Source organism: Mesorhizobium sp. P2_E9, from assembly GCF_056403815.1.
Window position 1 is genome coordinate 416611 of the sequence record NZ_JBFUET010000009.1, and the last position, 14772, is coordinate 431382.

Annotated in this window: 14 protein-coding genes; 5 read left to right on the forward strand and 9 right to left on the reverse strand. The window is 64.1% G+C overall.

Going from position 1 to position 14772, the window contains the following annotated elements; genetic code table 11:
- Positions 1-15: 15 nt before the first annotated feature.
- The 4 genes from AC1D05_RS18545 to AC1D05_RS18560 all read left to right on the forward strand — a co-directional run bounded on the left by AC1D05_RS18545 (position 16) and on the right by AC1D05_RS18560 (position 5621).
- Complete coding sequence (locus AC1D05_RS18545) at positions 16-1485, forward strand: sugar ABC transporter ATP-binding protein (protein WP_477442737.1); 1470 nt, start codon at positions 16-18, stop codon at positions 1483-1485.
- Position 1486: 1 nt separating this feature from the next.
- Positions 1487-2467, forward strand: a complete 981-nt coding sequence (locus AC1D05_RS18550) for an ABC transporter permease (RefSeq protein ID WP_477442738.1) — start codon at positions 1487-1489, stop codon at positions 2465-2467.
- 3 nt (positions 2468-2470) lie between these two features.
- Positions 2471-3418, forward strand: coding sequence for an ABC transporter permease (locus AC1D05_RS18555; RefSeq protein WP_477442740.1), 948 nt, complete (start codon positions 2471-2473; stop codon positions 3416-3418).
- A gap of 130 nt (positions 3419-3548) precedes the next feature.
- The gene (locus AC1D05_RS18560; RefSeq protein WP_477442742.1) at positions 3549-5621 is read left to right on the forward strand and encodes a 3-hydroxyacyl-CoA dehydrogenase NAD-binding domain-containing protein; all 2073 of its coding nucleotides are present in this window, start codon (positions 3549-3551) and stop codon (positions 5619-5621) included.
- Between the two features lie 38 nt (positions 5622-5659).
- Here AC1D05_RS18560 and AC1D05_RS18565 read toward each other — a convergent pair whose 3' ends face one another.
- The 9 genes from AC1D05_RS18565 to AC1D05_RS18605 form a co-directional block, all read right to left on the reverse strand.
- The gene (locus AC1D05_RS18565; RefSeq protein ID WP_477442744.1) at positions 5660-7168 is read right to left on the reverse strand and encodes an aldehyde dehydrogenase family protein; all 1509 of its coding nucleotides are present in this window, start codon (positions 7166-7168) and stop codon (positions 5660-5662) included.
- A 20-nt stretch (positions 7169-7188) separates the two neighbouring features.
- Positions 7189-7533 (reverse strand): cupin domain-containing protein, encoded by a 345-nt coding sequence (locus AC1D05_RS18570; protein WP_027059488.1) that lies wholly within the window; start codon positions 7531-7533, stop codon positions 7189-7191.
- Positions 7534-7555: 22 nt separating this feature from the next.
- Complete coding sequence (locus tag AC1D05_RS18575) at positions 7556-7897, reverse strand: cupin domain-containing protein (RefSeq protein WP_477442746.1); 342 nt, start codon at positions 7895-7897, stop codon at positions 7556-7558.
- Positions 7898-7914: 17 nt separating this feature from the next.
- Positions 7915-8265: a cupin domain-containing protein gene (locus AC1D05_RS18580; protein WP_477442748.1), complete on the reverse strand. Its 351-nt coding sequence runs from the start codon at positions 8263-8265 to the stop codon at positions 7915-7917.
- Positions 8262-9536, reverse strand: coding sequence for a nucleotide disphospho-sugar-binding domain-containing protein (locus tag AC1D05_RS18585; protein WP_477442749.1), 1275 nt, complete (start codon positions 9534-9536; stop codon positions 8262-8264). Before AC1D05_RS18585 ends, AC1D05_RS18580 begins: the two co-directional genes overlap by 4 nt.
- A gap of 12 nt (positions 9537-9548) precedes the next feature.
- Positions 9549-10622 (reverse strand): ABC transporter ATP-binding protein, encoded by a 1074-nt coding sequence (locus AC1D05_RS18590; protein WP_477442751.1) that lies wholly within the window; start codon positions 10620-10622, stop codon positions 9549-9551.
- Positions 10619-11410 (reverse strand): ABC transporter permease, encoded by a 792-nt coding sequence (locus tag AC1D05_RS18595; RefSeq protein ID WP_477442753.1) that lies wholly within the window; start codon positions 11408-11410, stop codon positions 10619-10621. The genes AC1D05_RS18590 and AC1D05_RS18595 overlap by 4 nt, the downstream gene beginning before the upstream one ends.
- A 183-nt stretch (positions 11411-11593) precedes the next feature.
- A complete protein-coding gene (locus AC1D05_RS18600; protein WP_477442923.1) occupies positions 11594-12436 on the reverse strand; it encodes an ABC transporter permease in 843 nt (280 codons plus the stop codon).
- A 94-nt stretch (positions 12437-12530) separates the two neighbouring features.
- A complete protein-coding gene (locus AC1D05_RS18605) occupies positions 12531-13595 on the reverse strand; it encodes a polyamine ABC transporter substrate-binding protein (protein ID WP_477442755.1) in 1065 nt (354 codons plus the stop codon).
- Positions 13596-13651: 56 nt separating this feature from the next.
- Here AC1D05_RS18605 and AC1D05_RS18610 point away from each other — a divergent pair, with 56 nt between their 5' ends.
- Positions 13652-14770: a GntR family transcriptional regulator gene (locus AC1D05_RS18610; protein WP_477442757.1), complete on the forward strand. Its 1119-nt coding sequence runs from the start codon at positions 13652-13654 to the stop codon at positions 14768-14770.
- Positions 14771-14772 lie beyond the last annotated feature (2 nt).

Here is a 14772-nt window from a genome sequence, read left to right on the forward strand (position 1 = left end):
CGGATATCTCTAGGCATGCCTGAAGGGAACGCTGACATCATCAGACTGAACGGCGCCGAAAAACATTTCGGCGCCGTTCGCGCGCTTGGCGGGGTGGATTTCCATGTCGGACCCGGCGAGTGCGTCGGCCTGGTCGGCCATAACGGCGCCGGCAAATCGACGCTGATGCATATGGTGGCGGGCACGCTGACGCCCGACAGCGGCAAGATCGGCGTGCATGGCGGCATCGAGGACAACTACTCGGTGTCGCGGGCGCAAAAACTCGGCATACGCTGCGTGTTCCAGGAACTGTCGCTGTGCCCCAATCTCAGCGTCGCCGAGAACACGCGCATCAACCACGCGTCGCTTTCAGGTTTCGGCTGGCGGCGCAAGGCGGCAGCACTGATCACCGCCAAGCTCGACGAGATCTTTCCGGACCATGGCATCTCGGCCTGGGACATTGTCGGCGATCTCTCCATCGGCCGGCGGCAGATGGTCGAGGTGGCGCGCGCCTTCACGGTCACCCAGGATCGGCTCGACCTCGTCATCCTCGACGAGCCGACGTCGTCGCTCGATGCGCATACGGCCGGCCAGTTGCTGGCCTTTGTCCGCCGCTTCGTCGCCGGCGGCAAAAGCTGCATCTTGATCTCGCATGTGCTGGGCGAGGTGCTGAAAAACGCCGACCGCATCGTGGTGATGCGCGACGGCAAGGTGGTCGTCGCTGACGCGGCCAATGCCTTCGACCGCGACCGGCTGGTAACGGCGATGGGCGGTGCGGAAGCGCGCCAGAAAATCGCGGCGGAGATTGCCGCAACCAAACCAGCGGCCAGCCCGTTGCGGGTTCGGGCGCGTCCCGCCGCGCAGAAGGACGGCACCGACCTTGTCGCCTGTGCCGGCGAGATCATCGGCCTTGCCGGACTGGCCGGACACGGCCAGACCGATCTGCTGCTGGCGATTTTCAGCGGCGCCTCGCGCGCCAAGGCAGGCATCGAGGTGACAGCACCTGTGGCGCTGGTCGCCGGGGACCGCCAGTCGGACGGCATCTTCCCGCAATGGTCGATCGCTGAGAATATCGGCATCCGCTCGCTGGCGCGGTTGCGCAATGGGCTGCTGATTTCGCCGAAGCGCGAGGCCGAACTTGCCGCAGTCTGGCAGAAGAAGATCGGCATCCGCACGCCCGACATGAACAACAACATTTTTTCGCTGTCGGGCGGCAACCAGCAGAAGGCGCTGTTTGCCCGTGCACTCGGCTCGGATGCGGAAATCGTGCTGATGGACGATCCGATGCGTGGCGTCGATATCGGCACCAAGCTCGAGGTCTATGACCTCGTGCGCGAAGAGGCGCGCAATGGCCGCACCTTCCTCTGGTACACCACGGAAACGGAAGAGCTCGACAATTGCGACCATGTCTATGTCTTCAAGAACGGCCGCATCGTCGCCAATCTGCGCCGCGACGAATTGACCGAAGAGAAGATCATCCAGTCCTCCTTCGGCGACGCGGCGTGAGATGACCGCTGCCAGCCTCGACACCGGCCGAAAGAACTCCGCCGAGCGTGGGGCGCTGGCCCGCGCCCGGCTGCTGCGCGGGCTGCTGCCGGCGCTGTCGCTGACGCTGGTGCTGCTCGCCATCGCCTGGCTCAATCCGCGCGCCATCAGCTATTTCGGCTTCAGCCTGATGCTGAACCTGGCGATCCCGATCGCGCTGGCGACGATCGCGCAGATGTTCGTCATAGCAGGCAATGAGCTCGACCTGTCGATCGGCACCTTCGTCGGTTTCGTCGGCTGCGTCACCGCGACCTGGCTGAAGGACGCACCGCTGATCGGTGTCGCCATCCTGCTCGGGTCGATCGGCATCTATGCGCTGCTCGGCGCGCTGATCCATCTGCGCAATCTGCCATCGATCGTGGTGACGCTCGGCATGAGCTTCGTCTGGCAGGGGCTCGCCATCCTCGTCCTGCCCAAGCCCGGCGGCAAGGCGCCGGACTGGCTGCTTGGGCTCATGGCGTTCAAGCCGCCTTTCGTGCCGTTCCCGATCATCGCGGCGCTGCTGATCGGGCTCATCGTCCATTTCGGCCTGATGCGTACCTCCTATGGCGTCATCCTGCGCGGCTCCGGCGGCAATCCGGCGGCACTCAAGCGCGCCGGCTGGTCGCTGCTGAAGACCAAGATCGTGCTGTTTGCGCTGGCCGGCCTGTTCGGCGTGCTGTCGGGCATGGCGCTGATCGGCATCACCACCTCGGCCGACGCCAATATCGGCAATGGCTACACGCTGCTGGCGATCGCCGGCGTCATCCTCGGCGGCGGCGAATTCGTCGGCGGCCGGGTGTCGCCGATCGGCGCGGTGATCGGCGCGCTGACTCTGGCGCTGGCTGCTTCGCCGCTGCTCACCTTCATGCACATCCCGCCCGACTGGCAGGTGGCGGCCAATGGCGCCATCCTGATCATCGTGCTGGCGGCGCGGGTGCTGATCAGCCGCAGGGAGAGGTGAGCGATGGCATTGGTTAGATCGCTGGTTGCCAAACCCTGGATCTGGTCGTTTGTCGGCGCCTTGTTGGTGTGGCTGGCAACGATCGCCTTCACCGGCGGCTATGGCGCCGGCGGCATGGTGACGGCAGCGTTATCACTCGCCGTGTTCACGGTTATCGTCGGCGTCGGCCAGATGTTCGTCATCACGCTCGGGCCGGGCAATGTCGATCTGTCGCTGCCGGCCAATATCGGGCTCGCCAGTGCCGTCGCCATGAAGGTCATGGCCGGCAGCGATTCCATGATTGTGGTCGGGCTGCTGGCGGCACTCGCCTGCGGTGCTGCGATCGGTGCCGTCAACTATCTGCTGATCTGGGCGCTGCGCATTCCGCCGATCATCGCCACGCTGTCGGCGAGCTTCATCATCCAGTCGATCGACATCAGCTATGGGCGTGGGCTGCAGATCAAGCCGCCGCCTGGCTTCGCCGATTTCACCAATTGGCAAATCCTGGGCATTCCCGTGCTGGCATTGCTGACCGTGCTGTTCACCATCGCTGCGGCCATCGCCTTGCAGCGCATGATCTATGGCCGCTCGGTGCTGGCGATCGGCCAGAACATCCGCGCCGCCTGGCTCGCCGGCGTCAATGTCGGCCGCATCCGCTTCCTCACCTACACGCTGTCGGGGGCGCTCGGCGGCATCGACGGCGCGTTGCTCGCCGGTTATTTCCGTGGCGCCAATGTCGATATCGGCAATGAATATCTGCTCGCCTCGATCGCCGTGGTCGTCATCGGCGGCACGTCGGTCGCTGGCGGCAAGGCCAATGTGCCTGGTGTGTGGGGCGCGGCACTGTTTTTGGTGCTGCTCTTGACCATGCTCAACACCTTTGGCGTCAGCGCCGGCGTACGTCTGCTGCTGACGGGGCTGATCATTGTCGGAGTGATTACGGCGGCGGGCGGCGAGAAAGCGGTGCGGTAGCGTGAAGGATCACGACGCGTCGGCACTGAGCTCCCGGACAATCGTTGGGCCAGCCCAACATCGGGTTCCCATTCGCGGCGCGGCCTAGTAAACCCTTCCGCGATCGCAGTTGGCCTCGGGAGGGCTCCGCTTGTCCAGTTCCGTCAGCGTCGTGAACGAGAATGGCGTCGCCATCGTCACCATCGATAATCCGCCGGTCAATGCGCTGAGCTTTCATGTCCGCGAGCCGCTGATGCAGGTATTGGTCGGCTTGCGCGATGATGCTTCGGTCGCGGCTATTGTCATCGCCTGCGCTGGCCGGACTTTTGTCGCCGGCGCCGACATCACCGAGTTCGGCAAGCCGGTGCAGCAGCCCGATCTGCGCGCCTTGATCGTGATGCTCGAGACCATCACCAAGCCGACGGTCGCCGCCATCCACGGCACCGCGCTCGGCGGCGGTCTCGAACTGGCGCTCGGCTGCCATTTCCGCGTTGCCAATGCTGGCGCCAAACTCGGTCTGCCGGAGGTGAAGCTCGGCATCCTGCCGGGCGGCGGCGGCACGGTGCGGCTGCCGCGCCTGGTCGGCGCGGTGAAGGCCCTGAAGATGATTGTCTCGGGCACGCCGATCGGCGCTGCCGAAGCGCATGGAGCGGGCCTCGTCGACGCTGTCTTCGAAGGCGATCTGACCACGCATGCCGTGAACTTCGTCCGCGAAATCGCCCGCAAGGGGGGTCCCTTCACGCCAGTGCGCGATCGCGATGACTTGCTTGCGGAAACCGACCTGACGGCCTTCGACGCCGCGGTAGCAGATCTTGCAAAGAAGGCGCGGGGCCTCGAAGCGCCGATCGCCTGTGCGCAAGCGGTGCGCAATGCCGTCACGCTGCCCTTCGACGAGGCGCTGGCGGCGGAGCGCGCGCTATTCGCTGGGCTGGTTGCCAGCGACCAGTCGCGGGCGCAGCGGCATCTGTTCTTCGCCGAGCGTGAGGCGGCTAAGGCTCCCGGCAAGGATATTGTCAAGCGCAGGATCGCGCGCGTCGGAGTCATCGGCGCGGGCACGATGGGCGGCGGCATCGCCATGGCCTTCGCCAATGGCGGCTATCCCGTCACCTTGCTGGAAACCAGCCAGGAGGCGCTACAGCGCGGGCTGGGGACGATCGAGAAGAACTATGCTGTCTCCGTTTCGCGCGGTTCTCTGACCGAAGATGCCAAGCGTCAGCGGCTGGCCCAGTTCAAGGGCTCGACCGACTATGCCGATCTCGCCGAGTGCGACCTGATCGTCGAGGCGGTGTTCGAGGACATGGCGGTCAAGAAGGAAGTCTTTGGCAAGCTCGACGCCTTCGCCAAGCCGGGCGCCATCCTCGCCACCAACACCTCCTATCTCGACATCAACGAGATCGCCGCCTCGATTTCGCGCCCGCAGGATGTGGTCGGCCTGCATTTCTTCTCACCGGCCAATGTCATGAAGCTCTTGGAGATCGTGCGGGCCGACAAGACCGCACCGGACGCGCTGGCAACATCAGTCGATATGGCGCGGCGGATCGGCAAGGTGGCTGTCGTCGTCGGCGTCTGCCACGGCTTCGTCGGCAACCGCATGCTGGCAGCGCGTGGTTCGGAATCGGAGGCGCTGCTGCTGGAAGGCGCTACGCCCAGCCAGATCGACAAGGCCTTCACCGATTTCGGCTGGCCGATGGGTCCGTTCCAGATGGGCGACCTCGCCGGCCTCGATATCGGCTGGCGCAACCGCAAGGCGCGGGGCCTCACGGCCGTGATCGCCGACACGCTGTGCAAACAGGGGCGTTTCGGCCAGAAGACCAGCCGTGGCTTCTATCTCTACGAGGCCGGTGTGCGGGCGGGCGTTGCCGATCCCGAGGTGGAGGCGCTGATCCGCGACAAGGCAGCCGAGAAGGGCATCGAGTCGCGCACGATCGGTGCGGAAGAAATCATCGAGCGTACGCTCTACCCCCTGGTCAATGAGGGCGCCAAGATACTGGAGGAAGGCATAGCGGCGCGCGCCTCCGACATCGATGTCGTCTGGGTCAATGGCTACGGCTTTCCCATCGGCAAGGGCGGCCCGATGTTCTGGGCCGGTCTCGAAGGCGCGGCCAGGATCATCGAGCGGCTCGACTATTGGCATCAGCAGACTGGCAAGGATGTTTTCAAGCCGGCGCCGCTGCTGAAACGGATGGCCGAGACCGGTTCCTGGGAGACCGAGGCAACGGGCTGACCGCGCTATCCGTAAAGCAGTATCGAGCGCCGCTGCCCTCACACGTGCTTGCGGCCGCCGGTCTCGCGGAACCAGCTGTCGGGATAGGGGTACCACCAGTCCTGGATTGCCGGCTTGTGGTCGATGATGACCATCTTCGAGCGGCGGAAGGCATCCAGCCCCTGCCGCCCGAGTTCACGGCCGAGGCCTGATGCCTTCCAGCCGCCGAAGGGCAAGGCGTCATTGTCGATCAGCGGGTTGTTGACCCAGACCATGCCGGCCTCCAGCCGTTCGGCCGCCTCATGCGCTTCGGCGAGATCCGTGGTGAACACCGAGGCGCCGAGCCCGAACGGGCTGTCATTGGCAAGCCGGATCGCCTCGTCGAAATCTTGCACGCGGCAGATCGCCGCCACCGGCCCGAAGCATTCTTCGCGCACGATCGCCATGTCGGGAGTGACTCCGGTCAGGATGGTCGGTTCGTAGAACCAGCCGACATTGTGCGCTGGTGGGATGCGCCCGCCGTTCACAGCCTTGGCGCCATTGCGAATGGCGTCATCGACCAGGCGCATGACCTTGGCGCGAGCCGCCTCGCTGACCAGCGGTCCGATCTCGGTCTTGTCCATGCCGTTGCCGATGCGCAGGGCCCGCGTCCTCTCGGCAAACAGCGCGACGAAGCGATCATGCACGGCATCGACGACAAAAAAGCGCTCGGCCGAGGTGCAGACCTGACCGGTAAGGTGGAACGCGGCGGTGACGCTGCCGGCCGCGGCGACCTCCAGCGGCGCATGCTCACTGATGATCAGCGGATCGCTGCCGCCGGCCTCGATGACGCATGGCTTCATGCGTTCGGCGCAAGCCACCGCCACCGCCTTGCCGGCGGCGACCGAGCCGGTGAAGGCTACGGCGTGGGTGCGGTCGGACGTGATCAATGCCTGCGCGGTCGCCGCGCCACCGGGCAGGCAGGAGATCAGGCCTTCGGGCAGCGAACGGAACACAGTCATGTAGTCCAGCGTCGACAGCGTCGTCGCTTCGGCCGGCTTGATGACGCAGGCATTGCCGGCAGCGAGCGAAGCGGCGACGGTCCAGCACATCAAAAGGATCGGAAAATTGTAGGGCATGATGTGGACGGAGACGCCGTACGGCTCGTAGCGCGCATACTGGAACGAACCGGCCTGCGTCGTGCCGGCGATCTTGCCGGCATCGTCACGCGCCATCTCGGCATAATAGCGGAAGATCGGCGCGCAATTGGCGATCTCGCCGATGGCTTCGGGATAGGGCTTGCCCATCTCGCGCACCATCAGTTCGGCGCAACGGGTGAAGTCGGCGGCCTCGATGGCGTTGGCGATGGCATGCAGATGCTTGGCCCGGCTCTTGGCGTCGAGTTTCTTCCAGCTAGCCTGCGCCCTGGTTGCGGCGGTGAGCACGGCATCGATCTCGCCATCGCTGGCCGCGGCGATGGCGCCGACCGTTTCGAGCGTCGCCGGATCGATCACCGGCTTGGTCGTGCCAGCCATCGGCCGGTAGTCCGGGTTGACGAAGAAGGTCGGCCGGTCAGGGGTGAAATCCATGGTCGTCCTTTCAGGTCCGCTCAGCGGATCATGTAGACCTTCTTGATCGTCTCATGGACGGTGCAGACGCCTTTCCAGTCCTGCGGAAAGAAGGCCGCCGTGTCCGGTTCGATCTCAATGACCTCGCCGGATTCGTGGACATAGGTGCAGCGCCCTTCGAGGAAGTGGCAGAATTCATCGCGGGTGACGTGGCAGTGCCATTTGCCGGGGGTGCAGACCCACAAGCCGCATTCGGAACGGCCTTCCGGCCCCTTGTAGAGCAGCTTGCCCGAAGTATGGGACTCACCCTCGATCATGGTCGGGATGACGCCCCAGTCGACGAGGTCGGTGATAGCGAGCGGCGATTGCATAATTGGCGTGGTCATATGGAATTCCTTGAAAAAGTGATCACCGGCACATGAAGGCCTTGGTCAGCGTTTGCGTGATGATGGAGATGCCGGTCCAGCCGGCTTGAAAGAACACCAGTGTGCCGGCCGTGACCGGAATCTGTTCGCCATTGTCGTGGACATAGCTGCCTTGCCCCGACAGGAAGTGGCAGAACTCGTCGGCGGCGAAGGTGACCTTGCGGGTGCCCGGCGTGCACGACCACAGGCCGCATTCGCTCGATCCGTCCGGGTTCTGCGACAGGATTTTGCCGGAGGCGCGCGGCGCGCCGGCAAGCGTGTTGCTGCCCGCGCCCCAATCCTCCAGTTCCACGCTCGCGGCCTGCGGCCAGTGCGGTGTCGACATGTGGTTAGCTCCGTTGTTCAGGCCAGCATGTAGACGTTGCGCATGGTCTCATGCACGGTGCATTCGCCCGTCCAGCCGGCGGGGAACATGACCACGGTTTGCGCGGAGACTTCTATCACCTCGCCGACATCCGACCGGTAGGTCGCGCGGCCGGCGACGAAATGGCACAATTCATCGCGCGGGATCGAGAGCCGCCAGCGGCCTGGCGTGCACACCCAGATGCCGGATTCCGGCTGGTTGTTTGGACCTTTGTGGACAAGCCGGCCAATGGAATGCGACGCGCCTTCGAGCGCGTCAGGCTGGGCGCCCCAGTCGACGAGATCGGTGCGGGTGGATGCTTGGTAGAGGTGCGGGGCGGAGGAGGTCACAGCAGCGCCTCCAGCAAACCAGCCGCTTTTTCAGGCCCGTTCTGCGCATGCATCTGTGCCGATGTTTTTGCCAGCTTCGCCTTCATCGCCGGGTCGGTCAGACAGGTCTCGATCTTCGCGACCAGCTCGGCATCGCTCCAGTCGTAGCGCGGCATGCCGAAGCCGTGGCCGGTTTCCTCGACGCGGGTGGCGTTGTCGTGGCCATCCCAGACATAAGGCATGATGATGGCCGGCTTGCCGAAATAGAGGCACTCGGTGAACGAGTTGTTGCCGCCGTGGTGGATGACGGCATCGACCTGCGGGATCACCGAAGGCTGCGGGAACCAGCTCTCGACGATGACGTTGCCGGGCACATCCGTATACTGGTCCTTGTAGCCGCCGACATTGACCAGCGCGCGGTAGCGCGTCTTGCCGAGCGTGGCGATGATGCGCTTCAACAGCTCGACGTCGCCGGCGCCAAGGCTGCCGAAAGAGACATAGAGCAGAGGCCCATCATTGTTTTTCGCGAAGGTCGGTACAGCGTAAGGTTTTTCCTGCCGCACGCAGCCTTCGAGATACTGGAACTTTGCCGGATCGAGCGGATGGCGACGCTTGAACTTTGCTGCCTCGGGATAGAGCAGCAGGTTGAGATAGGGCGAGGCCTCGAAGAACTGGCCGATCGGATAGGGCGCCTCGTTGTTGGCGGTGAGAAAGGCGTTGAAGTCGTCATGGATCGGCTTGATCACCGCGTTGAAGTGGTCGCGGTAGCGCTGGTGCCCGGCATGGTCGTTCTCGCCGCAGCCGGAGAGATGCGGCGGGATGTCCTCGTCCTCGATCTCGTTTTCCGAGCAGGAGATGACGCGCACCCACGGCTTGCCGAACTGTTTGATGGCCGGGAACAGGATGACGTTGTCGACGCAGATCACGTCGAGCTTGATGGCGGCCAGCACGCCCGGCAGATCCTTCTGCGCCCATTTCGCGCTGTCGACGATCGCGGTCCAGCAATCCTTCACATAGTTGTCGACCTGATCGTAGGGCGATTTGCGGAAGTTCGGGATGTGGCCGTTGATGAAATCCTCCCAGAATTTCGCCATCTGCTCGGGCGGCATCGGCTCCGACAGGTTCACCGGATGCGCTTCGAAACCGTAGCCCCTGTACACCTCGACGAAGCCGGGATCCGACAGGAACACAGCCTTGTGGCCGCGCGCCTCGACGGCTTGCGCGATGCCGACGGAATTAAGCGCCGGGCCATAGGCCGCTTCCGGAAAGAACGCGATCGTCTTCTGCGCCATCAAGCTTCTCCTCTATTCCTCAAAAATTCTGACATCGGCGGCATCCCAGCCGATTTCGACCTGGTCGCCCGATGACACCGGCCGGCGGTCGGCGGCATCGGCGGTGACGCGCACCAGGAACGGCTTTGGCGACAGCGGCGTGCGGACATGCAGTTGCAGGTCCAGCCCGTGATAGGCCAGTGCCTCAACCGTGCCGTTGGTGCGGTTCGCGGTCTCGGGCGACGGGAACAATCGGATGCGTTCGGGCCGCACCGAGGCCACGGCCGATGCGTCCGATGTGAGTGTGGCGGGAACCTTGCCGGCAATGCGCGCGCCGTTGGCCGCTATCACGCCATCAGCTGACGCCTTGCCCGGGACGAAATTCATCACGCCGATGAAGTCGGCGACGAAGCGGTCGGCGGGGTGTTCATAGATTGCATGCGGCGTGTCGCACTGCAGCAGTCGGCCGTCCTTCAGCACCGCCATGCGGTCGGCCATCACGAGCGATTCTTCCTGGTCATGGGTGACGATGACGAAGGTGATGCCGACCTCGTGCTGCAGGCGCTTCAGTTCCAGTTGCATGGCGCCACGCAATTTCTTGTCGAGGGCGCCAAGCGGCTCGTCGAGCAGCAGCAGCCGGGGCCGCTTGACCAGGGCGCGAGCGAGCGCCACGCGTTGCTTCTGGCCACCCGAGAGTTGCTCCGGCTTGCGGTCGGCGAAGGGGACGAGTTCGGTGGTCGCCAGTATGGCGTCGACGCGGGAGCGGATTTCTTTAGCCGGCAAGCGCTCCATTTCGAGGCCATAGGACACATTGGCGCGGACGCTCATATGCGGGAACAGCGCGTAGGACTGGAACATCAGATTGACCGGCCGCTTGTTGGGCGGGGTTCGGGCGATGTCCTTGCCGTCGAGCAGGATCCGGCCGTCGTTTGGCGTCTCGAAGCCGGCCAGCATGCGCAACAGCGTGGTCTTGCCGCAGCCCGATGGTCCGAGCAAAGCGAAGAACTCATTCTCCCTGATATCGAGCGAGATGCCGTCGACGGCGGTGACCCGGCCGAAAGTCTTCGACACATGATCGATGGCCAGCAGCGTGCGCGGTTCGCTCATTGACCAATAATCCCACGGTTGAGCCGCTGTGACAGGGTGAGCGCGGTGATCGAGACCGCCATGACGATTGTTGCCAGCGCGTTGATCTCCGGCGTGATGCCGAAGCGGATCATGGCGTAGATCTGCATCGGCAGCGTGGTCGAGGCGCGGCCAGCGCCAGCGGTGAAGAAGGCGATGATGAACTCGTCGACCGAGAGCGTGAAGGCAAGCAGGGCGCCGGCGATCACCGCCGGCAGGATGACCGGCAAAGTCACCCGCCGGAAGGTGGTGAGCGCGGAGGCGCCGAGATCGGCGGAGGCCTCGACGATCGACCAGTCGAAGCTCTTCAGCCTTGCGCGCACCACCGAGCAGACGAAGGCGAGGTTGAAGACGACATGGGCAAGGATGATGGTATGCAGGCCCATGGTCAGGTTGAGCATGGAAAAGAACGACAGCAGTGCGATCGCCAGCACGATGTCGGGAATGATCATCGGCGCGAAGATCAGGGCTTCGAGCCCCTTGCCATATTGCCGTCGCATCTCGACGCCGATCGCCAGCAAAGTGCCGAGCAATGTGGCGATTGCCGTCGAGACCAGCGCCACGATCAGCGTGTTGAGCGCGGCTGAGAGGATCGCGGAATTGTGGGCCAGCGAGACATACCATTTCAGCGAAAAGCCCGACCATGCCGTGGGCAGTCCGCCTTCGTTGAAGGACAGTGCGACCAGCACGGCGATCGGGATGTAGAGGAAGGCGAAGACGAGGATGAGGATGGTCCGCATGCCGAGGGTGCGGGTGAAAGACGGGGTCATCGCAGGCCTCCAATGGTTTGGAGTCGCGTGAACGAACTGCGTCCTTCTCCCCGTTCACGGGGAGAAGATGCCGGCAGGCAGATGAGGGGCAGCGCTGAGCATCGCAAAGGCTGGCGCCGCCCCTCATCCGCCCCTTCGGGGCACCTTCTCCCCGTGAACGGGGAGAAGGGAAGGAAGACGTGCTCAGCCATCGGCGTTACCTCTTGCCTCAGCAGCACGCCCAGCGGCGCGGTCGGCGGCCAGGGCCTGCGCCATCAGCACCAGAAGCATGATGGCGATCAGCGCCATGGCGAGCGCTGCGCCGAACGGCCAGTCATTGGCGGTCAGGAACTGGTCGTAGACGAGATTGCCAATCATCTGGAAGCGGCCGCCGCCGAGCAGTGCCGGGGTGACGAAATTGCCGATCGACAGCACGAAGACAAAGACGGCGCCGGCAGCGATGCCGGGCACGGTCAGCGGCAGGATGACACGGCGGAATGTGGTGGCTGCGGAAGCGCCGAGGTCACGCGAGGCCTCGGCCAGTTCCGGGTTGAGGCGCGACAAAGGCGCGTAGCAGGCGAGGATGACGAAGGGCAGATAGTTGTAGACCAGGCCGGCGATGACAGCGCCTTCGGTGTAAAGCATCGACGGCGGCTCGCCGGTATAGCCGAACCAGCGCAGCAATTGCGTGATCAGGCCTTCGCGGTTGAGCAGCACGATCCAGGCATAGGTGCGGATCAAATAGTTCGACCAGAACGGCAGCACGGCGAAGAACAGGAACACCGGCTGCCACCGGCGCGGTGCCGCCGCGATGGCATAGGCGGCGGCATAGCCGATCACCACGGCGATCAGGGTAGCGGTGCCGGCGATACGCGCCGATTTGAGGAAGATGCCTGCGTAGAGCGGGTCGAGGACCAGCCCGAAATTCTCCAGCGTGAAGGTGTAGTCGATACCGCCATAGATACCGCGCCGGAAGAAGGCGAGCGCCAGCACCAGCGCGCACGGCACCACCATCAGCGCGGTCAACCAGACCAGCGCCGGGGCCATCAGCAGGGAGGAACGAAGTCGGGTCTGGGACAATTTCTCGGATACCGCTCAGGGCCGGCGGCAGAAGCACCGCCGGCCGTGATGTCTGCGCCGCTTACTGCGCGGCCTTGATCTCGCTGACGATCTTCGAATAGTCGCGCTGGGCTTCGCCGACGTCACGCAGCTGCTCGAACTTGACGAGGTCGGCCACCGGCATCGCCATGTTGGGGAATTTGGCCAGGAAATCAGCCGGCAGGCTTTCCATCGCCGGCTTGTTCGGCACCTTGTAGTCGATGTTCTGTGCTGCCCAGGCATGGTTCTTGGCGTCGAGCATGAAGTTGATGAACTTGAAGGCGTCGTCCTTGTGCTCGGATGCCTTCATCACCACCATCGTGTCGACCCACAAATCCGAGCCTTCTTTCGGGATGACGTATTTGATCTCGGGTTTTTCGGCGATGCCGTAATTGCACCAGCCGTCCCAGGCCTGCACCATCAGCGCCTCGCCCGAAACCAGCTTGGAATAGAAGGTGGTGTCGTCATAGGCGAGCAAGGTCTTCTTGGCCGAGATCAGCAGGTCCTTGACCTCGGCCATCTTGGCCGGGTCGGTCTCGTTGACGGAAAAACCCTTGTCGAGCTGGCCGGCGGCGAGCAGCCAGCGATCGGTCGCCAGCATGGTGGTCTTGCCCTTCAGCTCGTCGGAAGGCGCGAGCAAATCGCTCCAGCTCGTCGGCGCTACTTTCACCAGGTCCGAGCGGTAGCAAAGGCCGGTCGTGCCCCAGGTGTAGGGCACGGAGAAAGTGTTGCCGACATCGTGCGGCAGCTTGGCCGCTTCCGGGTAGAGGTTGGCGAGGTTGGGGACCTTGGCGTGTTCGATCGACTCGGTCAGGCCGAGCTTGTTCAGCACTTCGGCGAAGGGCGATGAGACGAAGACCACGTCGTAACCCTTGCCGCCGGCGGCAATCAGCTTGCCCATGATCTCCTCGTTGGTGGCGTGCACCACCACTTCGCCGGAAACGCCGGTCGCGGTCTTGAAGGCGGCCATGGCGTCGGGCGCCATGTAGCCGTCCCAGTTGGAGATGACGAGGTCGGCAGCGGTTGCGGGCGCAGACAGCGCCAGGGCAAGGCCGAGAGCGATTGAAGATAGCTTGAGCGCACGGCGCCGCGGGCTGGTAGCGGTCATGGCAGACTCCCATTCCGGTTGATCGTCGAATTCTGTCTTTGGACCCGGCGCGACCCATGCCGCTGCTCCGATCCGTTCCCTCGGTCTTTTTTGTTGCCGATTGTGCTGACAGTACTATTGCAGAAAAAAGTACGTCAATCCATAATTTGTCAACTGACCGAGGAATCTGGCCGATTGCGCTTGTGCCGGCGATCGGCCAAACCAATAAGGCTCCATCCATCCGCCGAGACAAGTCCATGCAAGCCGCAGCCCGACGACCTCGCACCAACCATCTCGATCTGGCGCAGCGCATCCTGGATGTGGCGCGGCAGCGCGGTTTCGAACCCGGCACGCGTCTCCCGGAGCAGCAGATCGCCTCGCTGTGCAATGTCTCGCGCACGCCGGTGCGGGCCGCACTCAGCCTGCTGGCTGAACGGGGCGTCGTGCGTTGGGAGGCCGATACCGGCTATCATCTGGCGGTCGACCTTACCGCGCAGTCGGCCCTATCAGCCGAATTGCCCGCCACGGAGGAAGACGAGCTCGCCGAAGCGATCCTGCGCGACCGGTCGGCACGGCGATTGGACCAGACAGTGACCGCCGCCGGGTTGATGCGGCGGTACAGTGCCGAGAGAAAGACGGTACTAAAAGCGCTTAATAAACTGACGGAAGAGAATCTGCTGGACCGCGCGCCCGGCCAGTCCTGGCTTTTCCGCCGCACGCCCGACGATCCGGAAGCGCAAGGCGAAAGCTACGAGTTCCGTCTGCTCTTGGAACCCGCTGCGATCCTGACCCCTGGCTTTCAGCTGGACGGCGCGCGGGCGGCGGCGTTGCGGCAGGGCATGGACGCACTGTCGGCGCTGCCGGATGCTGCGTTCGACACGCGCGAATTCCAGCGGCTGGACATGGATTTTCACGGCATGATCGCCGAGGGTTCCGCCAACCGCTTCATCACCGACGCGCTGGCCGATCATCTCAGGCTGCGCCGGCTGCCGGGCATCTATGCCGGCGTCAACGTCTTCCGGCTGCGGCAATCCCTGCTGGAACATTTGAACATACTCGACCATCTCGAAAGCCGGCAGTATGAGGTGGCTGCCGATCTGCTTCGCATCCATCTGCGGCTCTCCCGCAACCAGCGACCGCAAGCGGCCAGCCGCGGCGCCCCCGCGCTGTTCGGCATGATCAGCCGGCCGGAATGACG

Bases quoted from the DNA above. Each gene is read 5' to 3' on its own strand.
- AC1D05_RS18545 (WP_477442737.1), top strand. From the start codon at position 16: ATGCCTGAAGGGAACGCTGACATCATCAGACTGAACGGCGCCGAAAAA.
- AC1D05_RS18550 (WP_477442738.1), top strand. From the start codon at position 1,487: ATGACCGCTGCCAGCCTCGACACCGGCCGAAAGAACTCCGCCGAGCGT.
- AC1D05_RS18555 (WP_477442740.1), top strand. From the start codon at position 2,471: ATGGCATTGGTTAGATCGCTGGTTGCCAAACCCTGGATCTGGTCGTTT.
- AC1D05_RS18565 (WP_477442744.1), bottom strand. From the start codon at position 7,168: ATGGATTTCACCCCTGACCGGCCGACCTTCTTCGTCAACCCGGACTAC.
- AC1D05_RS18570 (WP_027059488.1), bottom strand. From the start codon at position 7,533: ATGACCACGCCAATTATGCAATCGCCGCTCGCTATCACCGACCTCGTC.
- AC1D05_RS18575 (WP_477442746.1), bottom strand. From the start codon at position 7,897: ATGTCGACACCGCACTGGCCGCAGGCCGCGAGCGTGGAACTGGAGGAT.
- AC1D05_RS18585 (WP_477442749.1), bottom strand. From the start codon at position 9,536: ATGGCGCAGAAGACGATCGCGTTCTTTCCGGAAGCGGCCTATGGCCCG.
- AC1D05_RS18590 (WP_477442751.1), bottom strand. From the start codon at position 10,622: ATGAGCGAACCGCGCACGCTGCTGGCCATCGATCATGTGTCGAAGACT.
- AC1D05_RS18595 (WP_477442753.1), bottom strand. From the start codon at position 11,410: ATGACCCCGTCTTTCACCCGCACCCTCGGCATGCGGACCATCCTCATC.
- AC1D05_RS18600 (WP_477442923.1), bottom strand. From the start codon at position 12,436: ATGGCCCCGGCGCTGGTCTGGTTGACCGCGCTGATGGTGGTGCCGTGC.
- AC1D05_RS18605 (WP_477442755.1), bottom strand. From the start codon at position 13,595: ATGACCGCTACCAGCCCGCGGCGCCGTGCGCTCAAGCTATCTTCAATC.
- AC1D05_RS18610 (WP_477442757.1), top strand. From the start codon at position 13,652: ATGCCGCTGCTCCGATCCGTTCCCTCGGTCTTTTTTGTTGCCGATTGT.